The organism is Aneurinibacillus tyrosinisolvens (assembly GCF_001015055.1).
In the GTDB taxonomy this organism is placed as follows: Bacteria; Bacillota; Bacilli; order Aneurinibacillales; family Aneurinibacillaceae; genus Aneurinibacillus_A; species Aneurinibacillus_A tyrosinisolvens.
Window position 1 is genome coordinate 14,499 of sequence record NZ_BBWZ01000003.1, and the last position, 26,063, is coordinate 40,561.

The 26,063-nt window shown below is 43.5% G+C and carries 27 protein-coding genes and 1 pseudogene; 16 read left to right on the forward strand and 12 right to left on the reverse strand.

Annotated features, from left to right (window positions below; genetic code table 11):
• The first annotated feature begins 250 nt into the window (after nt 1–250).
• Both MBEAL2_RS03620 and MBEAL2_RS03625 read left to right on the forward strand, forming a co-directional pair.
• Nucleotides 251–1,084 (forward strand): sugar phosphate isomerase/epimerase family protein, encoded by an 834-nt coding sequence (locus tag MBEAL2_RS03620; protein ID WP_047150985.1) that lies wholly within the window; start codon nt 251–253, stop codon nt 1,082–1,084.
• 64 nt (nt 1,085–1,148) lie between these two features.
• Nucleotides 1,149–2,153, forward strand: coding sequence for a sugar ABC transporter substrate-binding protein (locus tag MBEAL2_RS03625; RefSeq protein ID WP_047150986.1), 1,005 nt, complete (start codon nt 1,149–1,151; stop codon nt 2,151–2,153).
• A 177-nt stretch (nt 2,154–2,330) separates the two neighbouring features.
• On the opposite strand, the gene MBEAL2_RS03630 is transcribed toward MBEAL2_RS03625, so the two are convergent.
• From MBEAL2_RS03630 to MBEAL2_RS03655, 6 genes are all read right to left on the reverse strand, one after another.
• Nucleotides 2,331–2,717 (reverse strand): DoxX family protein, encoded by a 387-nt coding sequence (locus tag MBEAL2_RS03630; RefSeq protein ID WP_047150987.1) that lies wholly within the window; start codon nt 2,715–2,717, stop codon nt 2,331–2,333.
• A 170-nt stretch (nt 2,718–2,887) separates the two neighbouring features.
• Nucleotides 2,888–3,451, reverse strand: coding sequence for an FAD-dependent oxidoreductase (locus tag MBEAL2_RS03635; RefSeq protein ID WP_047150988.1), 564 nt, complete (start codon nt 3,449–3,451; stop codon nt 2,888–2,890).
• A 49-nt stretch (nt 3,452–3,500) separates the two neighbouring features.
• A complete protein-coding gene (locus MBEAL2_RS03640; RefSeq protein WP_047150989.1) occupies nt 3,501–4,130 on the reverse strand; it encodes an FMN-dependent NADH-azoreductase in 630 nt (209 codons plus the stop codon).
• A gap of 73 nt (nt 4,131–4,203) precedes the next feature.
• Complete coding sequence (locus tag MBEAL2_RS03645) at nt 4,204–4,638, reverse strand: MarR family winged helix-turn-helix transcriptional regulator (RefSeq protein WP_369405467.1); 435 nt, start codon at nt 4,636–4,638, stop codon at nt 4,204–4,206.
• Nucleotides 4,639–4,840: 202 nt separating this feature from the next.
• Complete coding sequence (locus MBEAL2_RS03650; protein WP_047150991.1) at nt 4,841–6,319, reverse strand: aldehyde dehydrogenase family protein; 1,479 nt, start codon at nt 6,317–6,319, stop codon at nt 4,841–4,843.
• A gap of 190 nt (nt 6,320–6,509) precedes the next feature.
• Nucleotides 6,510–7,139 carry a nitroreductase family protein gene (locus MBEAL2_RS03655; RefSeq protein WP_047151175.1) on the reverse strand — a complete coding sequence of 210 codons (630 nt, stop codon included), beginning with the start codon at nt 7,137–7,139 and terminating at the stop codon, nt 6,510–6,512.
• A gap of 372 nt (nt 7,140–7,511) precedes the next feature.
• Between MBEAL2_RS03655 and MBEAL2_RS03660 the strand changes: the two genes are divergently transcribed.
• Nucleotides 7,512–7,928, forward strand: a complete 417-nt coding sequence (locus MBEAL2_RS03660) for an Rrf2 family transcriptional regulator (protein ID WP_047151176.1) — start codon at nt 7,512–7,514, stop codon at nt 7,926–7,928.
• Nucleotides 7,929–8,026: 98 nt separating this feature from the next.
• Nucleotides 8,027–8,896 carry an SDR family oxidoreductase gene (locus MBEAL2_RS03665; protein ID WP_047150992.1) on the forward strand — a complete coding sequence of 290 codons (870 nt, stop codon included), beginning with the start codon at nt 8,027–8,029 and terminating at the stop codon, nt 8,894–8,896.
• 839 nt (nt 8,897–9,735) lie between these two features.
• Here MBEAL2_RS03665 and MBEAL2_RS03670 read toward each other — a convergent pair.
• On the reverse strand, nt 9,736–10,011 hold the full coding sequence (locus MBEAL2_RS03670; protein WP_047150993.1) for a hypothetical protein: 276 nt from the start codon (nt 10,009–10,011) through the stop codon (nt 9,736–9,738).
• 234 nt (nt 10,012–10,245) lie between these two features.
• Between MBEAL2_RS03670 and MBEAL2_RS03675 the strand changes: the two genes are divergently transcribed.
• The gene (locus tag MBEAL2_RS03675; RefSeq protein ID WP_052947418.1) at nt 10,246–11,988 is read left to right on the forward strand and encodes an acyl-CoA dehydrogenase family protein; all 1,743 of its coding nucleotides are present in this window, start codon (nt 10,246–10,248) and stop codon (nt 11,986–11,988) included.
• 71 nt (nt 11,989–12,059) lie between these two features.
• On the opposite strand, the gene MBEAL2_RS03680 is transcribed toward MBEAL2_RS03675, so the two are convergent.
• Entirely contained in the window at nt 12,060–12,398 is a 339-nt protein-coding gene (locus MBEAL2_RS03680) for a DUF1516 family protein (RefSeq protein WP_161798160.1), read from the reverse strand.
• 153 nt (nt 12,399–12,551) lie between these two features.
• On the reverse strand, nt 12,552–14,048 hold the full coding sequence (gene cls, locus MBEAL2_RS03685; protein ID WP_082129739.1) for a cardiolipin synthase: 1,497 nt from the start codon (nt 14,046–14,048) through the stop codon (nt 12,552–12,554).
• 243 nt (nt 14,049–14,291) lie between these two features.
• Between cls and MBEAL2_RS03690 the strand changes: the two genes are divergently transcribed.
• From MBEAL2_RS03690 to MBEAL2_RS03700, 3 genes are all read left to right on the forward strand, one after another.
• Complete coding sequence (locus tag MBEAL2_RS03690; RefSeq protein WP_047150995.1) at nt 14,292–15,242, forward strand: YqaJ viral recombinase family nuclease; 951 nt, start codon at nt 14,292–14,294, stop codon at nt 15,240–15,242.
• A 3-nt stretch (nt 15,243–15,245) separates the two neighbouring features.
• Complete coding sequence (gene recT / locus MBEAL2_RS03695) at nt 15,246–16,067, forward strand: recombination protein RecT (protein WP_047150996.1); 822 nt, start codon at nt 15,246–15,248, stop codon at nt 16,065–16,067.
• 76 nt (nt 16,068–16,143) lie between these two features.
• Nucleotides 16,144–16,401 carry a hypothetical protein gene (locus tag MBEAL2_RS03700; RefSeq protein WP_047151179.1) on the forward strand — a complete coding sequence of 86 codons (258 nt, stop codon included), beginning with the start codon at nt 16,144–16,146 and terminating at the stop codon, nt 16,399–16,401.
• Between the two features lie 796 nt (nt 16,402–17,197).
• Here the strand turns inward: MBEAL2_RS03700 and MBEAL2_RS30970 are convergent.
• The 3 genes and pseudogenes from MBEAL2_RS30970 to tlp all read right to left on the reverse strand — a co-directional run.
• Nucleotides 17,198–17,341, reverse strand: a pseudogene (locus tag MBEAL2_RS30970) (MFS transporter); the annotation flags it as partial.
• Between the two features lie 527 nt (nt 17,342–17,868).
• Nucleotides 17,869–18,072: a hypothetical protein gene (locus MBEAL2_RS03710; protein ID WP_047150998.1), complete on the reverse strand. Its 204-nt coding sequence runs from the start codon at nt 18,070–18,072 to the stop codon at nt 17,869–17,871.
• A gap of 157 nt (nt 18,073–18,229) precedes the next feature.
• Nucleotides 18,230–18,451 (reverse strand): small acid-soluble spore protein Tlp, encoded by a 222-nt coding sequence (tlp, locus tag MBEAL2_RS03715; protein ID WP_047150999.1) that lies wholly within the window; start codon nt 18,449–18,451, stop codon nt 18,230–18,232.
• Between the two features lie 102 nt (nt 18,452–18,553).
• On the opposite strand from tlp, the gene MBEAL2_RS33470 reads away from it, so the two are divergent.
• The 8 genes from MBEAL2_RS33470 to MBEAL2_RS03750 all read left to right on the forward strand — a co-directional run bounded on the left by MBEAL2_RS33470 (nt 18,554) and on the right by MBEAL2_RS03750 (nt 25,995).
• Nucleotides 18,554–18,685 carry a hypothetical protein gene (locus tag MBEAL2_RS33470; protein WP_269082436.1) on the forward strand — a complete coding sequence of 44 codons (132 nt, stop codon included), beginning with the start codon at nt 18,554–18,556 and terminating at the stop codon, nt 18,683–18,685.
• Nucleotides 18,686–18,872: 187 nt separating this feature from the next.
• On the forward strand, nt 18,873–19,382 hold the full coding sequence (locus MBEAL2_RS03720) for a hypothetical protein (RefSeq protein WP_047151000.1): 510 nt from the start codon (nt 18,873–18,875) through the stop codon (nt 19,380–19,382).
• Nucleotides 19,383–19,532: 150 nt separating this feature from the next.
• On the forward strand, nt 19,533–19,766 hold the full coding sequence (locus MBEAL2_RS03725) for a hypothetical protein (RefSeq protein ID WP_052947420.1): 234 nt from the start codon (nt 19,533–19,535) through the stop codon (nt 19,764–19,766).
• 245 nt (nt 19,767–20,011) lie between these two features.
• Nucleotides 20,012–20,767 carry a ClpP family protease gene (locus MBEAL2_RS03730; RefSeq protein WP_052947479.1) on the forward strand — a complete coding sequence of 252 codons (756 nt, stop codon included), beginning with the start codon at nt 20,012–20,014 and terminating at the stop codon, nt 20,765–20,767.
• Entirely contained in the window at nt 20,764–20,997 is a 234-nt protein-coding gene (locus tag MBEAL2_RS03735) for a YlzJ-like family protein (RefSeq protein WP_047151001.1), read from the forward strand. The genes MBEAL2_RS03730 and MBEAL2_RS03735 overlap by 4 nt, the downstream gene beginning before the upstream one ends.
• Nucleotides 20,998–21,029: 32 nt before the next feature.
• A complete protein-coding gene (locus MBEAL2_RS03740) occupies nt 21,030–22,067 on the forward strand; it encodes a DUF3231 family protein (RefSeq protein WP_047151002.1) in 1,038 nt (345 codons plus the stop codon).
• Between the two features lie 162 nt (nt 22,068–22,229).
• Nucleotides 22,230–24,755: an FtsK/SpoIIIE family DNA translocase gene (locus MBEAL2_RS03745; RefSeq protein ID WP_439644821.1), complete on the forward strand. Its 2,526-nt coding sequence runs from the start codon at nt 22,230–22,232 to the stop codon at nt 24,753–24,755.
• Nucleotides 24,756–24,900: 145 nt separating this feature from the next.
• A complete protein-coding gene (locus MBEAL2_RS03750) occupies nt 24,901–25,995 on the forward strand; it encodes a BMP family lipoprotein (RefSeq protein ID WP_047151003.1) in 1,095 nt (364 codons plus the stop codon).
• Nucleotides 25,996–26,063: the final 68 nt, after the last annotated feature.

Below are 26,063 nucleotides of genomic sequence, written 5' to 3' on the forward strand. Positions count from 1 at the left end.
AAAAACAAGATTCAAAATATTTTAAATTATAGTTGAAAGATGTATCAGAATAGATTAATATAAATGTTGAAGTAACCGGTTACCCTAATGTGTCCATGTTTACTATTTAATTCTTGGAATTCTCAAGCTGAAGAGGTAATAATTGAATGAAATTTCAATTATTATATTCAATTATTAAGTGATTAATAGATTTTTTAGTTAACCGGTTTACTTTAAGTAATTTGAAAATTAAGAAAAAGGAGACATTATTATGAAATTTTCTATTTGTAGTTGGACTTTTGGAAACCAACCTATAAAAAGGGTAATGGAATTTGTAGCACAAACGGGCTATGATTCAATTGAAATACGTGCAGCAATTAACGAATATAACTGGAAGGAATTATTACAGCTTTCTAAGGAATTGTCGTTAGAAATAGGGGGTTTAACTGGGGATACATCCTGGCCTCATGAAGAGCAAGACCTGGCCAACCCTAATGGTAATAACCGTCAAAAAGCAATCGCTTATTTCAAACGACAAATAGAGGCGGTGAGAGAAGTAGAAGGGAAATATCTTGTCGTTTGTCCTTCTGCTGTAGGTAAGACTGCTTTATTGGGGGGACCAGGAGAAGATTGGAAATGGGCAGTCGACTCTGTACAGAAACTGACAACAACAGCAAGTGAGTTAGATGTTATGCTGATTATTGAGCCTTTAAACCGTTATGAAAGCTGCATTGTGAATACAGCTGAACATGCGTCGCGATTTGTACAAGAAGTAGGTCACCCTAAGGTAAAAACGTTGTTGGACTCCTATCACATGAATATTGAAGAAAGAGATATGGAAACACCTTTTCTGCAGGTTAAAGAATATTTAGGGATTCTCCACGTTGCTGATAGTAATCGACAGGCATTAGGAAGAGGTCATATCAATTTTACACAATTTGCTTTGGGTGTGGAAAAAGCTAAATTTGATGGTCCGATTGTTGTTGAATGTTGTGCTCCTGGTTCAAATCCTTTCCAAGCAGATAAAGGATTACCTGCAATGGAGGAAATTTACACGTATGCAACGGAATCACTGGCGTATTTAAAGAAATTATTTGTGCATTAATGTAAGCGGATACAATAAATTGCTGTCAGTAATTAACCCTAAAAAAATGAGGAGGAATAAAAAAATGAAAAGAATAAGGGCTATTTTTGCGACAAGTATTTTAGGGTTGGGTGTATTGTTAAGTGGTTGTGGAAGTACTTCAAGTGAAGCAGGTGCTAATCAATCAACTTCCAATTCAAATGACAGTAAATCAGCTTCTAATGAGAAAATTAAAGTGGGAGTTGTTTTAAAAGCCGCGAATAGTGAGTATTGGAAATTGGTGCAAAGTGGGGCTCAAGACGCTGGCAAAAAGTATGGGGCGGTTGTTAATGTTCTCGGACCTGCTGCTGAAACAGATGTAGAAAAGCAAGTATCGATGATTGAAGACCAAATTATAACTAAGGTAAATGCAATAGCTGTAGCCCCAAGCCAACCTACAGCAGTATTAACATCTTTTGAAAAGGCAAAGCAATCAAATATTCCAGTTGTTCTTATCGACTCAGACGCTGATTTTCCGGATAAAGTAACGTATGTTGGCACGGGGAATCTAGCTGCAGGTAAACAAGGAGGTGAATTTTTGGCAAGTAAACTTCATAAGGGAGATAAGGTTGCCATCATTCGGGGTGCTTTAGGTGATAAAACACATGATGACCGTACTAAAGGAGCTGAGGAGGGCTTAAAAGCGGGAGGTATAAATGTAGACATTGTTCAATCAGCTGATAGCGATAGAGCTAAAGCATTGTCCGCTATGGAAAACATCCTTCAATCGAATCCGGATATTAAAGCTGTATTCGTTACGAATGAGGAGATGGCGTTAGGTGCTTTACGAGCGGTTCAATCTAAGAATAGCAAAATTATGGTTGTTGGTTTTGATGGGACATCTGAGGGTTTAAATTCTATTAAATCTGGCGGATTGACTGCCGAGGTGGCGCAGGATCCTTATATGATTGGTTTCCTGGGAGTGGAGTCAGCTGTTAAAGCGGTTAAGGGAGAGACTGTAGAAAAACGCATAGATTCTGGTGCGAAAATCATATCCAAAGAAAATGCAGAAGAGGCAATTACTCAAATCAATCAACACTTAGGTAAGTAATCTCCGAAATGAAATTTACATTTTATAATGAATGTTTTTTGTGGAATCCTTCTTTACTTACTATTTTTAGAAAAAGCAGCCTAAGTTCGCTGCTTTTTCTATTGTAGTAAAATCATATATTTCGAGCCAAAATTATTATTTAATAGCCAACAATATATCGATATCAGACGACGTTAATTAGAAAAGAACATAAGAACCAGGACCAATCAAAGCTACCCCAATTGCCACAGCGATTAAAACAAGATTGTACTCAAATCCACCTTCTGTTGCCCAATATCCATTTTTACCATGAACAGTAAAAATGGACACCAGCATTGTAATAACGATAAGAGCGGCTCCAATGGGGGTTAAAACGCCTGCCGCAAGCAATAGTCCTCCGACAAGTTCACCTGCTCCAGCGAGGATTGCCATAAGCATACCTGGTTTCGCCCCAATGGATTCCAGCCATCCAGCGGTACCTTTCAACCCATGTCCTCCAAACCATCCAAACAATTTTTGTGTACCGTGCCCTGCAAAGGTTAGGCCTACAACTAAACGTATAATTAAAAGTCCAAGATTCATCATTTTTTTTCTCCTTAAGATGGGATATTTCCCAGTATTATGTCCAAAATTCAAAATTGCATGTATCCTGAAACGCCTATAAATATTAATGTGGATGAATAAGGAAAGCCGACCTGATTGCAGATCGGCTTTTTAGAAAAAAGTCGTTTTGTAATGTAAAGGGTAAAATTAAATTATGCTTTTAGTACATCATGGTCTACGTAGCGTTCTCCATTTATTTCAGAGATGACATTAATCGCTACCTTAGCACCGTCTCCTGCTGTAATGATGCTGTGAACACTTACGCCAGCCACGGTTCCCGCTGCCCAAATACCATCGATGTTTGTTTTACCAGCTGAGTCTATATCCAACACTGTTTTAATTCGAGGTTCTGTTCCAGGTTTCGTTTTTAGACCTACTGTTTCCGCCAGGTCAATAAGAGCACCTGTGGCAAGGATGACATGCTGTGCTTCAAATGAACCTTGTTCTACTTCAATTTGAAATCCGGTATCCGTTTTGACGATATTGGTTACCTTATCTTCAACAATTTCAGCACCGAATTTACCTGCCTGTTTTTTTCCTACTTCGATTAAATCAGGTCCAGAGATTTCCGTTACCCCATAATGATTTTCAATCCATGCCCGCTTTGTCATACTCTTATCCGAATCAAGCACCAACGTTTTCTTTCCTGCTTTTGCAGCAAACAACGCAGCGCTCGCTCCAGCAGGACCAGCTCCTATAATGGCAATATCGTACATATTTAACAACTCCTTTGTTATGAATGTATCTTGTACGCTTTGCAGCAAATTAGAAATGGTTTGCTGCGGTAGCAGCTCTGCGGATTCCTTCTTCGATAATCTCTTCTGCTTTATCAGGGGTCTGAGCATGTCCTTCTACGATAACCTTTGTGAAATCCGTTACCCCGAAGAATGAGAACATGTTCGTCATGTAATTCACTGCCATCTCAAAAGAAGAAGCTGGTTCTTCAGAATACACACCGCCTCTAGCATTTAGGAAAGCTATTTTCTTGTCAGTAACCAAGCCAACGGCTCCTTCTGGTGTGTATTTGAATGTTTTACCTGCCTGGTTTAAGTAATCAACATACGTATGCAGTACAGCTGGAATTGTCATGTTCCATAGCGGGAATGCGAACACAACCTTATCAGCCGCAAGGAATTGATCCAGATACTTCGTAACGATGTCAGCTGCTTTCTTTTCTTCCGGAGTAAGGTCTAGTCCTTTTCCGAGCTTGAACATGCCATTTATCATATCTGGATCATAATATGGAAGGTTTTCTGCGAATAAATCTAGCTCAGTTACTTCGTCTTCTGGATGAGATTCTTTATAGCTTTCAAGAAAAGCATAATACAGTTTTACGCTGACAGCTTGCTCAATTGGACGAGAATTTGCTTTGATAAAAAGAACTTTGTTAGCCATTTTACTATCCCCTAGTTGTTTGATTTAAGATAGGTTGTTGTATCAACTATTGGACGAAAAGGTACCTTGTGTTCTATTGGACATTGGCGCACATCTTCGAAAGAATTCTCCTAACTTCCATAAGTTCTTCATTCGAAATTCCCTGGCATACCAGCTCATTAAATTCTTCAGTGAGAGGAATCACATGATTGCCAAGCTTTTTTCCTTCATCAGTAAGATAAACCCTTAAGGAACGCCGATCATTTTTAATGCTTTCTCTCCAAATAAATCCTTTCTGCTCAAGATTAAAAATCATACGAGCAATGTTGGATTTTTCTTTATTTAGTTCTTCGGCAATTTCACTTTGATTTAGACCATCTTTTTCCCAGAGAAGCATCATAATCAAATTTTGTTCTGGAGCGAGATTGTAAGGAGCTAATCTGTTTTTAATGTGGTTTGTAAGGGTTAAATCTGTCTGATGAACAAAGATGCTTATGTAATCATGAAAAGATAATTTCAAATGAAGCACCTCCAAAGTAATGATACAACAACCGTTGATATAACAACATATTAAATAAGAATGTTTCATATGTCAAATGAATTGTCAAAGAGTGGGCTAAGCCTTTTCATTCTTATTTTAACTAGATTTAATTAAAGCAATACGTTCAAAGCATAAGAAACAGGGAAGTGCCACGGACAATCGTGGCCCCTTCCTGTTTCCGTTATTATTTTTACTCAGGAATGTAGGGAAGTTCAGGATTTTTCGGTATGTTAATCACATGCGTTTCTACGTAAGCTTTTAATCCCTCTGCACCGTATTCACGTCCAATGCCTGATTGTTTCACACCACCGAATGGAAAGCGTACATCCAGCCCCTGAACTGCGGCTGTATTAATCATCGTAGTACCTGCTTCAATTCTTCTTGCTACCTTGAGTGCATGCTCTGTTTCGCCCCATACTGAGCTGGTCAAACCGTAGATACTGTCATTCGCCAAGGAAATCGCGTGTTCATCATCAGTAAAAGGAAGGATCGGTACGGTAGGGCCAAATTGTTCTTCCACTACAATCGGATCGTTGTAATCGACATTCGTCACAAGGGTAGGTTGTAGAAAATACCCTTTTTCAAAAAGTTCAGGATCGAGTATTGTACCTAGCGGAGTGACATTGCCTCCGCGCTTTTTAGCTTCTTCCACTAAACTTTGTACATATTTTACTTGCCCCGGATTATTGACAGCTCCAACAGTGACATTGGGATTGAAAGGGTCCCCTACACGAATCCATTTGTTTGCCGTCTCAATATATTTTTCAATGAACTTGTCGTAAATAGATTGATGTACGTAAACTCGCTTGGCGATCATACAAATCTGCCCTGCTGTGAGGAAGTTAGAGATTACCATCCGCCGCATAGCGCGTTCATCATTGACATCAAAATCGGAAAGAACAATAGCTGCATCATTTCCCCCTAACTCTAATGTCATATGTTTAATGGTGTCTGCAGCCGCCTTCATAATCGACGTAGCTGTTTTCGTACCACCTGTGAAGGCGATTTTACCCACTTTTGGATTGGATGTTAATTCCACTCCGACTTCAGCTTCTCCATGAACCATATTAAGTACACCCGGAGGGAATTCATCCGCAATAATTTTCGCTACCAGGCTAACAGCAAGGGGGGCGAAAGGACTGGGTTTGAACACCATAGTATTGCCAGCCAAGAGAGCGGGAGCAATCTTGATGGTAGAAAGGGATATAGGGTAATTCCAAGGCGTAATCGCAGACACAACCCCGATTGGATCATTGGTGATAATCGTCCTGCCGTTGCCGTGTTCTTGGACATTGTCTTTGAGCACATCCTTCACGGTATTGCAGGCATGTTCCATCCACATAAGAGATACAGCGAATTCTCCGTGCGAGTCATAAAGGGCTTTTCCGTGTTCGCGTGAGAGAAGCTGAGCTAGCTCTGGAGTTTGAACTTTTATTTTTTGAATAGCACGCTGCATCCGTTCGATTCTTTCGTCCAACGCTGTGTTTTTCCATGTGTGAAAAGCTTTTTCAGCAGCATCGATGGCTCGAATGGTTTCCTCCCGTGTATTAAGAGGTCCATATCCTACAATTTCAGACGGATTGCTTGGGTTCTCTCTGGGATATCTATTTTCTGTTGGTACGTATTCACCATTGATAATTGCATGAACAACCACTGGTTCAATAGCCATATAAATAACCACCTTTTCCAACTTAATATTTGGTTTGAAAATCTTCAATTCAATATGTCGCTATATCAACTATTTTTATTAATTAAGTTGATATAACAACTATCAATATAAATACATTGTAAACAAAAATGTTTCAAAAGTCAATTGTTTAACAGTGCTGCTTCGGCAGCCTTTTGCACTTCTGGGGACATTATGAAGAGAATGCCCCGAAGTGAACAAACTCACCAATTGGCTTGCGATAGCCTCTTGGTCTAGGGTGATTCGTCTTCTCTTTGCCAATCGTCATCATCATGACAATATGGTACCTGTCTGGAATGTTCAATAGAGTCCTCAATTGTTGGGGGTCAAAACCAATCATCGGACATGTATCCCAACCTTTTGATTTCGCAATTAACATAAATTGCATAGCCGATAAGGAGGCATTTCGAATAGCTTCCTCTTTACAGAACTCTGGATTCTGGTAGGCTGCATAAATGAAGTCAATGGTTTGTCTAAACTGAAGCTCATCCATCATGCCTAAACGATACATACCATCATAAATTCGTTCTGCATCCGTATAAGCTTCCATATCCCCTAGAACAAGAATTGCGGCAGAAGCGGTTCCTACTTTATGCTGACGATAGGCTGCTTCTTTCACTTGTAGCTTAAGTTCTAGTTCATCGACCACTACATAATTAGCATGTTGCAAGTTGTACGCGGATGGAGCGAATTTAGCGATTTCGAACATTTCCCCTATTTCTTTTTTTGATATCTTTACTTCACTGTTGAAGTTATTAGCAGATCTTCGTGTTCTAACGATTTCTTCTACTGAGTTTTTCATTACCTGATTTATCATCATAATCCCTCCCATTATGTATAGAAAAACGACAATGGATACGCTGGCTTCCCAACAATGCATCTCTATTTTTATTATTTATTCTAAACAAATGTTGTTCTTTTTACTTTTTGTATTTAACTAACTTTATGTAAGCATAATACTGTCTTGTACTTACTTATGTCAAGTATCTTTAAGAAAATTATATAAAATGGTTGTTTACATGGAAGACTTCTGAAAAAAGGTTAACCGTTTATAAAAAATGATGAACTAACGGAGAATAGTTAAGGAGTGCGGTTGCTTATTTAATCCCTATAATCAATGAACTTGACTTTTTCAACAGATATAACCATAATGGTTACAACGGTGGTGGTGCATTTGAAACAAATAAGCACCCGCTTTTCTATTGCTGTTCATATCCTTTCTTTGATTGCTGTCAGTTCGAATGATTGTACCGGGGACTTCATTGCGAGCAGCGTAAATACGAATCCTGTCATCATTCGAAGAATTATGGGAATGTTAAAGAAGGCGGGTTTATTGGAAGTACATGCTGGAGTAGGAGGCGCTTCTTTACTCAAGAGTCCTGAACAAATTACCCTTCTTGATGTTTATCGGGCTATGAATGTAACGGAAGAGAACCAATTATTTCGCATTCACGAAGACCCCAATTATCGATGCCCAGTCGGACGAAACATTGAGTTGGTTCTCCAATCCGAATTGAAAGAAGCTCAATCCGCTATGGAACAAAGGTTGGCACAAACGACTTTGAGCCAGCTGACGGCAAGGTTCAAATAAATGAGAGCTCTTTAAGAGCTTTTATTTTATAATCTCGTTGTAACCGAATTTGTTACAACTATAGTTAGTATAACAAAACATATTTGGAGGAATAAACAATGAAAATGTTAGTAACAGGTGCAACAGGAAAATTGGGTTCAAAAGTTGTGGAGACCTTATTAAAAACTGTACCGGCAAATCAACTGGCTGTCAGTGTTAGAAATCCAGAGAAAGCGGAAGGATTACGAGCTCGTGGAGTAGAAGTTCGTCAAGGAGATTTCGACCGTACAGAAACATTGGATACTGCTTTTGCAGGTATCGATCGCTTATTAATTATTTCAGCGGATGGAGACAACGAAACAAGAATTCGACAGCATACAAATGCGGTTGCTGCGGCAGAGCGTGCTGGAGTTAAATTTATTGCTTATACTAGCATAGCGAACGCAAAGGAAAGTAAAAACTTCCTTGCTCCAACGCATCAGGCAACAGAGGAAGCGATCTTGAAAACAGGCATTCCTTACTCCTTCTTACGCAACAACTGGTACTTGGACAATGAAATTTCAAGCATTCAAGGTGTCCTAGCAGGAGCTCCTTGGGTGACATCAGCAGGAAATGGCAAGGTAGGCTGGGCACTACAACAAGATTATGCAGAGGCTGCTGCAGCGGTACTATCTGGTAGGGGGCACGAAAACACAATTTATGAGCTTTCTGGTAAGTTATTGACTCAGGAAGAACTTGCATCTGCTCTTGGCACTGTATTGGGTAAAGAAGTACCTGTGCAGCAGATTGATGACGCTACTTATGCCGATATTATGAAAGGTGCTGGCGTACCAGATTTCCTTATTCCTATGCTTGTTGACATCCAGAAAGGCATTCGAGAAGGCACATTGGAAATCGAGAGCAATGATTTCGAAAAACTTCTAGGTCGTCCAGGTACACCAATCACCGAGGCACTGACTCAAATCGTGAATGGAATCTCAACGAAATAATTGAACTCAATTGAAAACCGGCCTTCTTCCCTATAGGAAGGTCGGTTTTTAAGTTGTAGGTGATTTATTAGAGGTGCTTTTACATGAATCTAGTGCTCCAAAAAGTGTAGAAATTCCCCGTGAATATGATAAAAAGCGTGTTTTACGGGGAACGATGTTCCTCTTTCTAATGGATGGATATTTTATGTCTTACTTTTCGTTTATTGCTCTTGTATCTTTGATAGGGGAGTCCCTTTCTCGTATTTGACTGACTATTTGGAAAGAAACTATTTGGTTAAGTTGTCACCTTTTTCACTATTTATCGTGAAAGGCTTGCTATATATAGTCGTGGCAGTTATTTTAACCACTTTGTTAGTTTCGATTGTTGCAAGAAGGGTTTTTATAGTATTGGGGTAACAGTTAATGCTTTTAAATAAATTTTTTAAACCCTAAAATATTGATAATAAAGTACAACTGTATTGTCAGATATTATTAAGCTTTGGAAGAACGAAAAAACTTCCATCATCTGTGGTGCTGCGTCAGTAGCATGGTTGGCTAACGGGCAGATTAGCGAAATGACTATCTTATCTCCACTGGTCTTGATTTTTCTCTAATTTAGGATAGAAACCGTCAGAATTACAACTTCTTCTATTATCCATTCATTGGAGTTATAGTTGTGAACGATAAAGTGCATAGCTATCTTTATTGCTTCAACTTTAGATAAAACCTTTTGAGGAGTGGGGCTAATAACAAGAAAAATGATTGGTAAGAGTAATGCAATAAGGAAAAACTAAAAATTGAAGTTTTGCTTTTTAATTATCAAAACAAGTCCTGTTCGAAGCGGCAGGACCTGCTCTAGATTAATAATATACACCCTGGCTGAATCGTCGCAGCAGCCCGCCCGGTGGAGGTGTGGGCTGTGGAGAGCATCCCGGAAACGATGTAACGCCTTGAATTTCATCAAACTGATAATGTTTTGTTGCATATTGAGATGCATATAAGTACTCCAGAACATAGACAAGCCTTTGCGTATAATCAATATTGCACAGGATCCCCGACACACCACGCCCATCCGCAAGTGAAATCCCAACTGGACGGCCAATTAAATAAGCAGCTTGTTGCAGCCATGGAGGCATAATCCCGTCTCCTTTACTTCTCATTTTTTGCCAAGCGATGATAGTACTTTATGTTAGTGAGGAAGAACCAGTGTTAGGCGAATGCCATTAAATTGCTTAATTTTCCTGGGACAACGGCAGCGTTGACAAATAAAGGATAACACTTACAATAAAAGTATCGCAATATTACCAAAACTCCGATTCTAATTTATTGACATAGCTCTTCTTATAAAAAAGAAAGGAGATGTACTATTCATGGACGTAAAAGCGAAAGAGCGGGAAGGAATTCACTACGAAAAATGGGAAAGCGGGAACGATGCCAACTGGTACACAGACGACCCGATTTTACAGCGCTACGCTGCAAGGTACTTGCCTGAAGCCATTTTTCATTATGTAGAACATTCCTTCCACGAAACGGGCCGCCTTGCCGCAGGCCCCATTGACCGGAGGGCGGTACATACTGACAGGGAAGGGGCCCCGCGGCTCATTCGCTACAACCGGAAGGGCGAAGAAATTAACGAAGTATGGTACAACGAAGGGTATCGGCAAACGGTGAGGGAAGGCTACGGTACAGGTGTAGTTGCCTATCGTTATGATAAGAACGCACCTGAAAAAGTTCCATTTCTGGTGAACGCTGTGCTGCTTTATTTGCTGTGTGAAGCAGAATCCGGTTTCACCTGTCCCGTTGGCCTCTCCCAGTCCGCCGCGTTCGTACTCGAGAAGTTCGGATCCGAAGAACAAAGGAAACAATATTTATCCCGCCTGGCATCAACCAATCCGGAACAGCATGCTGAAGGGGCAACGTTCCTGACGGAAATCCAGGGAGGATCCGATGTCGGGGCCGCCCAAACCGTAGCGGTAAAGAACGGGGATCATTATTTGCTTACCGGGGAGAAATGGTTTGCGAGCAATTGTGATGCGGAAATAGCGATTGTCCTGGCGCGAGTGAATGACAAGCCCGGAACCCGCGGACTTGGCCTCTTTCTCATGCCGCGGACGCTTTCTGACGGAACGAGAAACCATATTACGATCCGAAGGCTAAAGGATAAACTCGGAGTGCGGGCTGTAGCGAGCGGAGAGCTGATTCTAAACGGTGCGGTCGGTTATCTGATTGGCGATGAAAATAAGGGATTTAAATATATGGCGGAGGCGCTTAATGTTTCGAGATTAGGAACCGCGCTCGCAGGGCTGGCGCTTGCAAGGCGTTCTTTTCTTGAAGCGGCGGTTTATACAAGTCACCGGGAAGCGTTTGGCAGCAGGATTCAAAACTATCCGATGGTCCAGGAAACGCTTGCGGATATGATAACGGAAATCGAAGCAGGGTGGGCGATCGCCGCACAGATGATTCGCCTGTTTGATCAGGTTCATACCTACGGCCAGGAGAACGAGCAGGAATATGCGCTGCTTCGCATTCTACTCTCCTTAGCGAAATACCGGTGCAGTGAACTTGGAGTCTCGGCGGCGAAGAGCGCTTTAGAATTGCATGGAGGAAATGGCTATATCGAGGAATATGTTACACCAAGGCTGCTGCGCGATGCGATCGTCAATCCGGTGTGGGAAGGAACGGCGAATATTCAGTCGCTTGAAACATTGAAAACGCTTCAAAAAGGAGGCGCGCTCCCTTTTCTTTCTGACCTTCAGAACACGCTCGCAGGCATCACACTTCCTGAATTGCTAACGGCAAAGCATGCGCTTGAGGTGGAAGTAAACCGGGCGGAGCGGATGATTGAGCATGTGCTAAGGCAGGACGAATACACACAAAGCGCACAGGCAAAGAAACTGGCCGATTTTATGTACGATATTTATACGGCTGTCCATCTCGCGGAAGAAGCGCAGCACGATATCCGAGAGGCGAGGGATGGAAGAAGAGCACTCGCACTTGAACACTGGATCCGGTTAGTATTTGACAATGCCCCTGATCGGGGAATTTGTTCTCCCCCTGCCATAAATAAGGACGTTTTCCAATCGCTCGTCTGTTTTCAAAAGCAGGAAGTGTAATCCTATAAAAATAGCCCGGCTGCTTTGCCCACAGCCGGGTTCTTTTGCATTCATATGAATGTACAGGGATGTTAGCCAATCACACCATAACCTAGATACAAAATGAGCAGGAAATCAAGCAAGAACAAAATCCAGAAAACAACCGTGGGACGCCCTTTTCCCGTCCGTATCATAATCATTTCCATCAACCCGATTAGGATGAGGCCAGCGGCTCCCTTAATAAGAGTAGGAGACCAGTAGTTGTACTGAACAACAAGCATTACGCCGGTAACAATGACAAGTATGTAGAACAGGCGTAATATCATGTGAACGATTTTGGCTCCTCTGGCTTTGTCTCCGCGCAGAAGAAAATAGCCTAAGAAGAACAGGATGAGTGTGACCATCCAAAAACCCGCATGTGTATGTACCATTTTCATTTCCTGATTCCGCGATCAATCGCCGGCTCAGGCTCCTCCTTTCCCCACTGTGGCGCAGTCATTATTTTCCCTTTAACTATACCAGTAATCCTTATTTTTAAAAGGGGCTGATATGCTGGTCGGGCAGAAAACGGCGCACCCGCCTCATTATAAAACCGGTGAGAATAGACGGGCCACGGATTCTTTAGAACGGGCAAGAAGACCGCGCCTGTTAAACTCGTCCTTATTTACTTTCATGCTGTCCATCATATCTTCCTCATAGTGGCGAATTAAATCGTTAATGGAGCGCGTACCAAAGAGGAATACATTCACTTCAAAGTTAAGCTGGAAGCTCCTCAGGTCAATGTTCGCCGTTCCAATCGAAGCAAGGTCCCCGTCGACAATAACGACCTTCTGGTGCATGAATCCTTTCTGGTACGTATAAATTTCAATGCCGGAGCGAAGCAGCTCGGCAAAGTAAGAAAATGTTGCATACTGGGTCAGGAAGCTGTCTGAAATCTGCGGGACCATGAGTCGAACCTGCACGCCTTTATGGGCGGCGATTTTCAATGCCGTTCGGATGGCTTCATTCGGGACAAAGTAGGGCGTAGCAATCCAGACTGATTTTGCCGCGCCTGAAATCATGGAATAATAAAGATCGCTAATAAGCCCGAGGCGGGTATCCGGCCCGCCGGCGACAATTTGTACGCCGCCGTCCCCTTCCGCGTCCTTCACTGTATGGTATTTTCTGTCACCCAGCTTCTCTCCGGATATGTATCCCCAGTCCAACAGGAAAACCGTATGCAGGGTACGCACTGCTTCCCCTTTTATCATCAGATGCGTGTCACGCCAGAAGCCAATGAGTTTATTTTTTCCCAGGTATTCGTCCCCGACGTTCAAACCGCCGACAAAACCGATTTCTCCGTCGATGACGATGATTTTTCTGTGATTCCTGAAATTAAATTTCAGATTGAAAAATCCGTACATAATGGGCAGGAACGGGAACACCTTAACGCCCGCCTTTTTCAAGGAGCGGATATCACGGCCCGAGAGGCTGAGGCTTCCGATGGCGTCGTAGAGGAAGCGTACCTCAATGCCTTCCTGCGCTTTTTTAATTAAAATGTTAATAATGTCTTTTCCGAGTTTGTCGGAACGAAAAATATAATATTCCATATGGATGAAATGCTTTGCCTGTTCCAGGTGTCTTTTTATTTCGGAAAACGTTTCTCTCCCGTTCTTTAGAACCGTTGTATCGGAAGCAAAGCTGATGGAAGTAAAACCGATGTGCTGTACAAGATCCGAGAATTGTTTCTGCGCTTGGGTCAGATTTCCCCATTTTATCGAAGGCTTATTTTCTGACATCTCCCGCAAATAATTAATATTGTGCGAACGCTTCCTTTTAAACAGGAGGCCTTTGAGATAGAGCTGGCCTGAGTAGAGGTAGAAAAGGTAACCAAACACAGGAATAAAAAACAGAACAAATAGCCACATCAGTGTATTGTGCGGTGCCCTCTCCTCGAGAATGAGCGAATATGTCACTAAAAAAAGAATGATAATGTACATAGCAACCCATGCGCGCTGTGCCCACACCTCGGTCGAATACAATGAAAAATAGCAAGACCAGGCCATAGCGAGCAGAAGAACAAACTGTCCAAAACGTTTCATGCGCTTCTCCTTGACACGTCAATTGGTAGTATTGGAAGGCGTCTTGCTTCCTAACCCGTGTATTTAAAATCTACACGAAACAGGCAAAAATTAAACAGGGTTATCAATTTTGTGGTAAAAAAAGAAGACATACATTTAAGCCCGTACCCCGCTTGCGATATATAGCCGGGGATATAGAATAGAGAAATTAGGGAAAAACAAACATCAAAGCCACGTTTTTTGCAGTGAAGTGGAGGGGTGAAAATGCAGGCAAACAGACTTGTAAATACAGCAAACTTATCGCAGGAAGAATGGGAGCAGTGGCGGCGGGGCGGCATATCCGGGAGCGATATAGGCGCCATCTGCGGCGTTGATAAATGGCGCTCCCCCATTGCCGTATATCTTGAAAAAATCGGGCAGCTGCCGGAGCGGGAAGACAACGAGTACATGTATTTCGGCCGGCTCCTGGAAGAAGTGGTAGCGGACGAATTTTCCAGAAGGACGGGGTATAAAATTCAACGGAGGAACGCGATTCTGCAGCACCCGCAAAATAAATGGGCAATCGGAAATATCGACCGGCTCATTCTTGATGCGGAGCGGGGGAACGGGGTGCTGGAAGTAAAAACAGCCTCCGAGTTCGTCCGTAAAGAATGGGAAGACGACAACATTCCGGAAGCTTATCAGCTCCAGCTGCAATGGTATTTATACATTACCGGCCTTACGTGGGGAGCGTTTGCCGTACTCATAGGCGGGAACAAATTTCGTTACAAAATTATCGAACGGGACGAAGAGTTGATTGAATTAATGGTTCGGATTTGCAAAAACTTCTGGGAGAATCACGTGCTCGCGGGGATCCCGCCATTGCTGGACGGAAGCGAGGCCTCAACGGAATTGTTAAACAGGATGTACCCTGAAGGGGAAGCGGACGGGAAGACGGTGCTCCCCGATGAAGCCGAAGAACTCATTGCCATGTGGGAAGAAGCAAACCAGGATCTAGAAGAAGCGACACGAAGGAAGCGGGAAGCAGAAAACCGCTTAAAAGCGCTGATTGGAGAAAGTGAAATCGGGATTACACCTGAGCATCGTGTGGTGTGGAAAAACGTAGCGCGACGTTCCGTGGATACGAGGGCGCTAAAGAGAGAGCACCCCGATATATATGAGAAGTTTGCGAGGCCCGGAACGTTACGCAGATTTTGGATTAAACAGGAGGGATAGCAAATGAGCGATTTAAAAGAAAAATTAGAGAAGAGGGCGAATGAAACGGAGGCAGCCCCTCCATCACCCGCACAGACGATCGCGGCTTATTTGAAACGAATGGAGCCGGAAATCGCAAGGGCGCTGCCCAAGCATATGGATGTCGAGCGGCTCACCCGTATTGCACTGACAACGATCAGAACGAACCCGCGCCTGCTCGAGTGCACCGTGCCTTCGCTCCTGGGGGCGGTGATGCAGGCCGCACAGCTGGGCCTGGAACCGGGCCTGCTGGGACAATGCTATATTATCCCGCACGGGCGTGAAGCAACGTTTATTATTGGCTACAAGGGCATGATCGATTTGGCGCGCAGGTCGGGAAACATTAAAAGTATATATGCCCACGACGTAAGAGAAAATGACGAGTTTGAGTACGAGTACGGCCTCCACCCGTTCCTGAAGCACCGCCCGGCGATGACAGACCGCGGGAAATTCATTGGCGTGTATGCGGTTGCCCATTTCAATGACGGGGGCTATCAGTTTGAGTTTATGCCGTATGAGGAGATTGAAAGGCGTAAATTGCGTTCACGGTCTTATAAGAATGGCCCATGGGTAACGGATTATGAAGAAATGGCGAAAAAAACAGTCATCCGCCATATGTTTAAATACCTTCCGCTGAGTGTTGAAATCATGCGGAGTGCGGCCCAGGACGAGACGGTCCGGCCGGATTTGACAAGTGACCCCGTAAGCATCTACGAGCGGCCGATTGAAGGAAAGATCATTACGGCTGAAGATGTGCAGCCTGAGGAAATTCCGAATGTGCCGGATGCAGAACAGGGGGATGTGTAAAAAAGCGCCTGCTAATCAGTAAGGTTAAATTACTATAATGTTTAATTGTTGGCTATTTACTTTCATAAAGAAAAGAATGTATTATACTCAACACAGTGTCACTTATAAGAAGAATCATGCCAGAAAGACTCGACGTAAAGCGGGAAAAGAGGTTTCAGCGACCTATAACTTTCATGATATAAAGGTTGATCGAGATGTTAAGAATGTTCGAAAACGATACAGACAAATGACGAAAGAGGAGTTAATTGAACGCCTGATTCAAGCAGAGCAATTCATCGCCGTCAATTTTGAAGGTTGGCTTGCGGAACAGTTCGGGGCATTTACGAAAGAATAAAGGGATGTCGTTACCTTGAAACAGACGAGGTATCGACATCCTTTTCATTTTCAAAAACCGTTATTATTGAACTATCGATTCCCGTCGCAATAACTTGATTGCCTAATATTAATCATTTAACGTCCCAATAGGGGTACACTCTATTGGGATATACAAACAGTCAAGCCAGCTCCAACTTGACTTTATCTGTGTCGGATAATCTTGAAATTGCAAACTAAAGTGCTTCTTCGAGTTCTACTTTTCAGAAGAAAAGGGGGTAGTATTAACTTTAAAATCTAAGTTAAACACACAAAAACCTCTTTTGAAAAAGAGGTTTTTGTGCGGTGGAAGATATTCATCGGGACAATTCTTCTGCTCTTCATCCTACCTGCTCATAGGATACTAACAATCTATGCGGGGGATATAGAGAAGTGTTAGGTGTTTGCCTTTTTTAAATCGGAATGTACGGTAATCTACACGATGCAAATAAAAAGAACCCCTCTGTTCACAGAAGGGCCCTTTTGTACTCTTTATTACTCACATGCACATGCGATAATAACGAGTAGGATAAAAAGTACGAGAATGATCCCAATTTCTTCACCAAAGCCGCCACAGGACATTTTTCTTCCCCCTCCTTTTTATGAAAGAGATGGTATCAGATTATGTAAATGGGTTTGGACGAGTGTTGGGCGATTGCCCTTTTATGAGATAGAACTTTGTTAAAAGGGGGATTAGTCAATCAATGAGATATTAGTGCCTGAAAAAGCCCTGTTTTCTTCAAAGTACGATTTTTGTTTTTCTCCGGATTTTTTTGTTTAACTAGCAACCCTGCTTTGGATACACTGACATGAAAGTTATCAGCAATTAAAGGTAAGATCCCAATAACCCCCATTTCAGTATTTATGATGCCGAAAACTCCTATGGTCAATATAAATATAAACAAATTATTCCGTTTAGCCAAAAAAATCATCTCCTACCTTCATTTTAAGTTATATTAATTTTGCTAATTTTGATGTCCATTGAAAATTCACATTGATGGTTTAATCCCCATCTGTGTACAATTATAAATAGAAACAGAATGTCAACAATCACTAAATCACCACGATTCGTGTATTAGTACACAAATCGATTGGAATTGTGTATTTATTTTTAAGAAGGTTGGGTGACTCTCACAATGTCTAAGGTTGAATCCCCCTAAAAGTGGTTATCCTTATTTTACCATTTGAAATATCGAAGAAGTAATCTGCCCGTTAGCTGAACAACAAAAATTTAGTGCAACAAAAACGGATGATCTAAAACGGAAATGTTGTTGTAAAAGAGGTCTTATATGTGGTCATAAAAAAGAAAGTATGAGTCAGGATCATTCCTAGACTCATACTCTTTATTTTTGTTATACATTTCATATCTGAGTAGCTAAATCATATGACACACCAAATAAGGTTTATTTAATAAAAGTAGATGCAGGCGCTTTTTCGGTGTATGTCAGGGTTAAGCGAGAAGCTTTAAAGCTTCAATAACCTCTTTATTTTCATCGCTGGTTAACTCAACACCATTGTATTTCACACGGTAATTGTTTAGAAGCTCTTCCAAATCAATGGGAAACTCTGTCCGTACTCTGTCATTAAATAAATCGGTTAATTCAAAAGGCTCATCATCAGGCAGTACGTCTCTTAACGTTTTTTCATTTTTCACTTTCTTTACACCTTTCTGTCACACAATTCTCTTTTTTTATGAATCAAAGCTATATCTTTCCACGCCCGTTTTATCTTATGATAATTTTCTGAGGATGTCTATTATTTTTCGATAAAAACAAAAAAGGAACCGGCTGCCCGCCGGTCCGTTCCTACCTTTAAGAATCCAATCTGTCCTGTGCTTCATCTTTTATTTCATTTCGCATCGCGCCAATCGTCTCTTCCCGCCGTTCATTTTTTTCGCGTATTTGTTCTTTCTGATCTTCACTTAAATTTGGGTTTTGCAATGTGTCCTCGGCAGCTTTCATATTGCCGATCGTATTTTGTACCATTTCCTGAAGCTTTTCAACATTATCGCTCCGGTCATCCGGCTTAGCCATGGAAATATTCCTCCTTTGAATAGGGAAAGTATGATACGGATCCTACGCTAGTGTTTGCACATAGAAGAAAAATTATTACCGTGAGAAAGAGGGAGATTAGGAATGGAAAGAAGAAATTGCAGTAATTGCTGGTGGATTTGCGGTGACTCGAATCAGTGCGTGTTTAATGAAGAGCTGCAGCAGGTGCAGAGGACGCCGCGGGAGGAAGGGGTTGCTGGGCTGGCGCCCGATTGACATGCAGGAGCGCCACTCTTATCTTGAACGTTATGGGCGCGAGGTTGACCGGATTGGCATTTTGCCGACGGTTTGTTTATAGGAAAGCGTGGGAACTAAAAAGGCTGTATAAGGGAAGAGGAAGGCGGTTTTTTACGTCTTCCTTTTTCTCTTTATGCTAAAATAAATGAAATGCGGAGGTGGTATCATGCGTGGGGGTTCGCATCGTCCGGACAAAAATAAGGTCGTGTCGTTAATAAAAAAGCGAAGGCAGAAAAGAAAAGACCCTTTCCACTGGCTGCGTCTAATTCAGCTTGTTGGCGTTCTCTCCGCCTTTTTGCTCCTGTATAAAGGAGGAGAAGCACTTATTCATTTAAATGAATCCTATATTGAAAAGACACTTATCCCTTCTACAAAAGTGAGCGCAGTGGAAAGTCCGGAAGCAAAACAATTCGCCATCGATACGAGCCAGGAGTTTCTTATGAGAGACTGGATAAGCCTACCGAAGGGATCCCATTTTCAATTAACAGCTCCGGCTGTGGTAGGCGAGATAAAAAATGAAGGCCAATACAGGGGCAGGGTGGATGTTCATGTGGCCGGATTGATTTCCGGAAAGGAGAGGCGCTTTATCGTTGAAGTTCCGATCGAGTACATTGCAGGAAAAAAGGCGTATCGCTTATACGGGACGCCTGCAGTGAAAGAAGAAAAAGCAAAATGATGAACCGAACAAGCGGTAAGCTATCGGAAGGGACTATTTGCCTGTATCCGGCAAAAAATTAGGAAGAATGTGGTGACCAATGGTGGATATGGCATGAAAAATTTCACAGCTATAATGAAGCTAGTACATATAGGATGGCGAGGTCACTCTATGAAAAACTATACGTTTTGTTCTGGATGCGGAAATATAAAGCAAAATACGGCAACTCCTTTTTGCATAGAGTGTGAGGAACAGGAGAAGGCTTACCGGCTGGTAAAGGAATACCTTGCCCGGAATCCGCGCTCCAATGCAATGCAAATCGCGAATGCGACCCAGGTTTCTATCTATAAAATTACGAAGTTTGTCAGGGAAGGATTGCTTCATAAACAGAGCAACATCCGCTAAGAGAAAATATATATTTGATTGTACATATATGCCGGGGCCGCATGAGGTCCCGGTTTTTTAGTGTCTGTATCGCGTGCATGGTTTTCCTATTGCTAAACCATACTATGGGTAAACAGGATGGAGGAGGAAGTTACGTGACAGATAAAATGCCTTTTGTACAACTAGGAGCAGGACCCCTTAAACCGGAGGCCGCACCGCCAGTAGCACCAGTGCCAGGAGCAGCACCAATGCCAGGGGCAGCACCAATGCCGGGAGGAGCGCCGATGCCAGGAGCAGCGCCAATGCCTGGGAACCCGGTGCCTGGAACTCCGGATCCTCGGAAAGCGGTAACGGAAATGATCCAGCAATTCGGCCAGACACAGGTCCCAACCGTTCCGGAGAATAACATATACTGCCTGCCAATTATCGGGCAGATTGAGGGCCACCTGCAACTGCCGCCCCAGAATAAAACAACAAAATATGAACACATCATTCCACAATTGGTGGCAGCGGAACAAAATCCGCAAATTGAAGGTGTCCTTATTATCCTTAACACGGTAGGCGGAGATGTCGAGGCCGGGCTTGCGATTGCTGAAATGATCGCTTCCCTTTCTAAACCGACCGTTGCGCTCGTTCTTGGCGGGGGGCACAGCATCGGGGTGCCGATAGCCGTATCAGCCGATTATTCATTTATCGCTGAAACCGCGACAATGACCATACACCCTGTACGATTAACCGGGCTCGTTATCGGCGTGGCAGAAAGCTTTGAATACCTGGAAAAAATGCAGGACAGGGTCGTGAATTTCGTTACCCGCCACTCCAAAATATCGGGGGATGATTTCCGTAAACTTATGCTTAAGGTTGGAGAGCTAACAAGGGATGTCGGTACGAACGTTATTGGAACGAAAGCCGTGGAACATGGACTTATTGATGAAGTGGGCGGATTAGGGCCGGCGATTAGGGAATTAAAATCAAGAGTGGAAGCGAACAGGCAGCCCCAGATGGAGCAGGTGGTTCAATGATTATTTATTCAGCCATGCCGCTTGAGCTTATGTTCCAAAACCAGGAGACTGCATCCTATGACTATGAGGAAATTCAAATGAACGGTGTGACAATGCTTGTCCAGCCATCCGGTGTGAATGAAGCGAAAATCATTCGCTTAATCAGTCCGAACCCTTATGATTATATGAATCCTTCCTACGCCCCCGGGCAAAAAATTTACTTTCGGCCCAGTTTATCAAGCGATAGTTAATGGGCAATGAATTGTTAAGGAGGTGTTTCGTAATGGAGAACAATGAAAACAAAGCGGGGAGTAACGCGGCCAACCCGAAGCTAGCAGCCGGTGAAGTAGCACATATATGGGATTCCTATATGGTTGAAAGCGCATCCATCGTCGTTCTTAAATACTTTAACAGGATAGTAAAAAGTGATGATATTCGTTCGCTTACATCCCAAACTCTCCAGTCTTTACAGAAGGATATCGAACAAATCACTAAAATAATGAAGGATGAAAATTATCCGCTGCCTAACGGTTTTTCTGAAAAAGATTTAAACAATGAAATCGGAAATTTATTTACAGATGAGTTTATTCTCTTTTACCTGAACAATATGGCCAAAACTGATTTTGCTTTGACGAGTGTTTCGCTAACTGATGCCGTTCGAGCTGATGTCCGAGGATTTTATGAGGGCAGGATGAAAAACGCAATGGAACTCAACGATAAAGCTGTCAGCCTGCTGTTAGAAAAGGGGCTCTTCGTTCGATGTCCCTATATCTACATACCGAAAGAAGCTGAAGAAGTTCAAAAATTAGCTGAGCCTGGTTTTCTCGATGGGCTTTTTACAAAGCAGCGTCCACTTTTAGCCCGCGAAGTGAGTGAACTGCATAAGAATGTGATGACGAATTGGCATGGCAGTGCCTTATTAATGGGCTTTCATCAGGTAAGCAAGTCAGAAGATGTGCGTGACTTATTATTAAGAGGAAAAGAAATAGCAAACAAGCATATGAAGATTTTTAGTGATATTCTTATTGAAAATGATTTACCCGTTGGAATGACCTGGGATACGCATGTTTTAAATTCTCAGGAATCCCCCTTCTCCGGTAAGCTCATTATGTTTCTTCTTACCGAGTTAAACAAACTCGGAATTATGAATTATGGGTTAAGCCTCGCAGTTAGTGCGCGAGAAGATTTACAAACAACCTATGCGCGGTTAATAATCGAAGTACAGAGATATGCGGAAGACATAAAACAATTGAGGATTAAAAAAGAGTGGATGGAGAAACCACCGACTTCACTGGACCGCAGTGAATTAGCCAAAGTCTGATACATCCCCATATATCGACATAATATGTACCATGACCGCTCGTGTGTTCCTGTGATATAATATGCGTATGAACGCTGCTAAAATTAGGAAAGAAAGGCAACCGGAGTCCAGGTAGGCTCGGATGCCTTTTTCCTTGTTTAATGACATAAGGGGGTGAAGCTGGTGGCAACAAAAAAAACCGTCAGGAAAGAAGCCGGAAATAAAAAACGGAACACGAGAGTAAAAATGCGCTTTGAGATATACGGCTTGCTAATCATTGCACTTTCCCTGCTTGTTTTGCTAACCTTCTCAAGCTCGAACTTGTTTGGACATTATTTTTCCTGGTTGTTTCGTATTGCGGCAGGAACTTTTGACTTTATGCTGCCATTAATGGGGATTGGCATCGGGCTGTATGTCATGGTGAAGCAGAAGTGGCCTTATTTCTTCTCACAGCGCTGGATTGGTGTGTTCTTGCTTTTTTCCGCCCTTCTTATTTGGTATCATTCAGCCTTATTTGAACAGTTAACCGCAGGGGGAAGATTTGCAGGAGGACAATCGATACTGTCTGTGACGTGGGAACAGCTTATGAAGGAGAAATTGCAGACGGCTGCCGGCAAGCCGTCCACAACTGGCGTTGGGGGAGGGATGTTAGGTGCGCTCGGTTATGCGCTTTTGTACAACCTGGCTGGCGAGACGGGAACAACGCTTATTCTTCTCTTCATGCTTCTAATCGGTTTGATGCTTGCGCTTCAAATCTCATACGTACATATTTTCAGTGCCATAAAGCGCGCACTCCTCACGGCAGCGAAGCGATCCAGGAGAACGGCCGAGGATGCGTTCGTCCTCTTAAGTGAACGAAGGGAGCAGCGGCTGCTTGAGAGGCAGGAAGAGGAGAAATCTTTAGAGGAAGAGGAAGAGCGCGATGATTCAGCACATACGGAGGAAGAAGAAAAGCCGTCCTTTCTAGCAAAGTATTTCAAAAGAAACACAGAGAAAGACGAAACAAACGCGCGCACTTCCGGCAAGAAGAAACGGCCAACTGCAAGTGTTCCTGCTGCTTCCCCACCGGTACAACTGGACGGGCAGGAAGAAGAGGCAAACATTATCGTCCGTGATTTTACAGAGACGGCCTATGGGCAGAAGGAAATGAGTTTTCCGGAAATCCGGACCGAGGAAGGGTCTGCCCAATTAAAAGTAACATTGCAGGAGAACAAGCGGACGGAGAATCAATGGCCGGAACAGCCGGGAACGGACTCGGGCATGGAAGAGGCGCTGTCTTTCGATCCGCAAGAAGAAAGCGCGTATGTTCTTCCTGTTCTTGATTTAATGGACCGTCCGAAATTGACAAAACAGAGCGCTGCCGGAAAAAATATGCAGAGCAATGCCCGCAAATTGGAGGCAACGCTTGAAAGCTTCGGCGTCCAGGCGAAGGTGCTCGAAATCCAGCGCGGACCTACGGTAACGAGGTACGAGCTTCAGCCGGCGGCGGGCGTTAAAGTAAGCCGGATTGTGAACCTGACGGACGACATTGCGCTTGCTCTGGCGGCCCGGGGCATTCGAATCGAAGCGCCGATTCCGGGTAAATCAGCCATTGGAATTGAAGTTCCGAATGATGAGGTTTCTATCGTTACGCTGCGGGAAGTGCTTGACAGCACAGACTACCAGGATTCACCCGACAGGCTGAGTGTCGCGTTAGGACGTGATATTTCCGGGCAGCCGATAATCGGCAATTTGGCCAAAATGCCCCACCTGCTCGTTGCAGGGGCGACAGGAAGCGGTAAATCGGTTTGTATCAACGGGATTATTATGAGCATTCTTTTCAAAGCAAAGCCGTCGGAGGTTAAGTTGATGATGATTGACCCGAAAATGGTGGAGTTGAACGTGTATAACGGAATTCCGCATCTGCTTTCCCCGGTGGTAACTGACCCGCGCAGAGCCTCCGTAGCGCTAAAAAAGGTCCTGCAGGAAATGGAGCGGCGGTATGAGCTGTTTGCAGGTACAGGCACGAGGGACATCGAACGCTATAACCAGCATATCGCACAGCAGGGAACAGGCCCTCAGCTTCCTTTAATCGTCGTCATTGTAGATGAACTGGCGGACTTAATGATGGTCGCGCCTGCGGATGTGGAAGACGCCATCTGCCGTCTGGCGCAGATGGCGAGAGCGGCCGGAATTCATCTTATCATTGCCACCCAGCGGCCCTCCGTCGATGTTATTACCGGGGTTATTAAGGCAAACATTCCGTCGCGGATTGCCTTCGGGGTTTCTTCGATGGCTGACTCCCGAACCATACTTGACATGGGCGGCGCAGAGAAGCTGCTTGGCCGGGGGGACATGCTGTATCTTCCGGTGGGTGCTTCCAAGCCGGTGCGTATTCAGGGCGCTTTTATTAGTGACGGAGAAGTGGAAAGAATTGTTACGTTCGTAAAGGAACAGCAGGAAGCCCGCTACCATCCTGATATGATCCCGGGTGACGAAGTAGTAGAATCGAATGACCTGCCGGAGGATGAGATGTATGATCGGGCAGTCCAGCTTGTCAGAGAGGCGCAGACGGCTTCGGTTTCGCTTATTCAACGGAGGCTGCGCGTAGGATATACAAGAGCGGCCCGGCTCGTTGACATGATGGAAGCCCGGGGAATTGTAGGGCCTTATGAAGGAAGCAAACCACGGGAAGTCCTGATTCCACGCGGTGACTCTCAAATCTCGTAAAAATATTTGGTGTTTGTTAAAATTTTTGCCGAAAATAGCTTGCTCACACCATACAGGTGGTGATAAGCTGTTTTCTGTGAATCGAAGTTGCAATCGGTTACAGATGTAATGTTATAACAAGAAAGAAAATTGGAAGGGGTATGGCATGGCAAAGAAACGGATTTTCCTCACAATGATCGCGTTGCTGCTTGTCATGGCGACAGTTCTGGCAGGTTGTGGCGGCGGAAATAAGGGCGCCGAGCAGAAGCAGCCGCAGAACGGTGGAGCCGGTGAAAGTGCGCAAAAAGGGAAAGACTTTAAGGTTGGCATGGTAACGGACGTTGGCGGTGTTGATGACAATTCGTTTAACCAATCGGCATGGGAAGGCTTAAAGAAAGCGAAGGGAGACCTCGGCATGAACGCTGACTATCTCCAGAGTAAATCAGCAACAGACTATGAGCCGAACTTCAACGAATTCGCCCAAAGCAAAACCAACTTAATCTGGGGTATTGGCTACAAGCTGGAAAAAGACATTAAGAAAACAGCGGCAGCAAATCCGGATACACACTTTGCTATTGTTGACCACACATGGGGTCCAGACACTCCGAAAAACATCGTAGCGGTAACGTTTAAAGAAGAAGAAGGCTCTTTCTTAATGGGTGTTATTGCAGCTAAGATGACAAAGACGAAAAAAATCGGGTTCCTTGGCGGTGCGGAATTTGATTTGATTAAGAAATTTGAATACGGCTACCGTGCGGGTGTTGCTTCGGTTGACCCGTCGATCAAAGTTATATCCAACTATGCCGGTGACTTCAACAAACCGGATAAAGGAAAAACGTTTGCCAACACAATGTACGGACAGGGTGTTGATATTATCTATCATGCTTCCGGCCAAACAGGCGACGGCGTATTTACTGAAGCGAAAGACCAGCGCAAGAACGGCAAGAACGTTTGGGTAATCGGGGTAGATAAAGATCAATCCTTCCTTGGTCCGGACGTTACGCTTTCTTCCATGGTTAAACGTGTAGATGTAGCTGTATACGATGTAACGAAAGCAGCTTCTGAAGGCACATTCGATGGCGGCCAAACAAAAGTATTCGGCCTGAAAGAGGACGGAGTAGCTCCGGCTGATACAACAAATAAAAACGTACCGGCTGATGTGCTGAAGATTGTTGATGATTACAAGCAAAAAATTATCAAAGGTGACATCAAAGTCCCTGCAACCGAGGCCGATTTTAAGAAGGCATTTCCACAAGGCTAGTTTTATACTAGCCTTCTTTTCTGTCTTAACGGTGAAGATTGATAGAGTTATGTGGTACAGGGAGGGAA

Coding starts and splice junctions, on each gene's coding strand:
- MBEAL2_RS03625 (WP_047150986.1), top strand. CDS start 1,149: ATGAAAAGAATAAGGGCTATTTTTGCGACAAGTATTTTAGGGTTGGGT.
- MBEAL2_RS03650 (WP_047150991.1), bottom strand. CDS start 6,319: ATGGCTATTGAACCAGTGGTTGTTCATGCAATTATCAATGGTGAATAC.
- tlp (WP_047150999.1), bottom strand. CDS start 18,451: ATGGCTAAGCCGGATGACCGGAGCGATAATGTTGAAAAGCTTCAGGAA.
- MBEAL2_RS03665 (WP_047150992.1), top strand. CDS start 8,027: ATGAAAATGTTAGTAACAGGTGCAACAGGAAAATTGGGTTCAAAAGTT.
- MBEAL2_RS03630 (WP_047150987.1), bottom strand. CDS start 2,717: ATGATGAATCTTGGACTTTTAATTATACGTTTAGTTGTAGGCCTAACC.
- MBEAL2_RS03735 (WP_047151001.1), top strand. CDS start 20,764: ATGATTATTTATTCAGCCATGCCGCTTGAGCTTATGTTCCAAAACCAG.
- MBEAL2_RS03640 (WP_047150989.1), bottom strand. CDS start 4,130: ATGGCTAACAAAGTTCTTTTTATCAAAGCAAATTCTCGTCCAATTGAG.
- MBEAL2_RS03720 (WP_047151000.1), top strand. CDS start 18,873: ATGCGTGGGGGTTCGCATCGTCCGGACAAAAATAAGGTCGTGTCGTTA.
- MBEAL2_RS03635 (WP_047150988.1), bottom strand. CDS start 3,451: ATGTACGATATTGCCATTATAGGAGCTGGTCCTGCTGGAGCGAGCGCT.
- MBEAL2_RS03690 (WP_047150995.1), top strand. CDS start 14,292: ATGCAGGCAAACAGACTTGTAAATACAGCAAACTTATCGCAGGAAGAA.
- MBEAL2_RS33470 (WP_269082436.1), top strand. CDS start 18,554: ATGGAAAGAAGAAATTGCAGTAATTGCTGGTGGATTTGCGGTGACTCG.
- MBEAL2_RS03740 (WP_047151002.1), top strand. CDS start 21,030: ATGGAGAACAATGAAAACAAAGCGGGGAGTAACGCGGCCAACCCGAAG.
- MBEAL2_RS03675 (WP_052947418.1), top strand. CDS start 10,246: ATGGACGTAAAAGCGAAAGAGCGGGAAGGAATTCACTACGAAAAATGG.
- MBEAL2_RS03700 (WP_047151179.1), top strand. CDS start 16,144: ATGTATTATACTCAACACAGTGTCACTTATAAGAAGAATCATGCCAGA.
- MBEAL2_RS03670 (WP_047150993.1), bottom strand. CDS start 10,011: ATGCCTCCATGGCTGCAACAAGCTGCTTATTTAATTGGCCGTCCAGTT.
- MBEAL2_RS03730 (WP_052947479.1), top strand. CDS start 20,012: ATGCCGGGAGGAGCGCCGATGCCAGGAGCAGCGCCAATGCCTGGGAAC.
- MBEAL2_RS03680 (WP_161798160.1), bottom strand. CDS start 12,398: ATGGTACATACACATGCGGGTTTTTGGATGGTCACACTCATCCTGTTC.
- MBEAL2_RS03725 (WP_052947420.1), top strand. CDS start 19,533: ATGAAAAACTATACGTTTTGTTCTGGATGCGGAAATATAAAGCAAAAT.
- MBEAL2_RS03620 (WP_047150985.1), top strand. CDS start 251: ATGAAATTTTCTATTTGTAGTTGGACTTTTGGAAACCAACCTATAAAA.
- MBEAL2_RS03750 (WP_047151003.1), top strand. CDS start 24,901: ATGGCAAAGAAACGGATTTTCCTCACAATGATCGCGTTGCTGCTTGTC.
- cls (WP_082129739.1), bottom strand. CDS start 14,048: ATGAAACGTTTTGGACAGTTTGTTCTTCTGCTCGCTATGGCCTGGTCT.
- recT (WP_047150996.1), top strand. CDS start 15,246: ATGAGCGATTTAAAAGAAAAATTAGAGAAGAGGGCGAATGAAACGGAG.
- MBEAL2_RS03655 (WP_047151175.1), bottom strand. CDS start 7,139: ATGAAAAACTCAGTAGAAGAAATCGTTAGAACACGAAGATCTGCTAAT.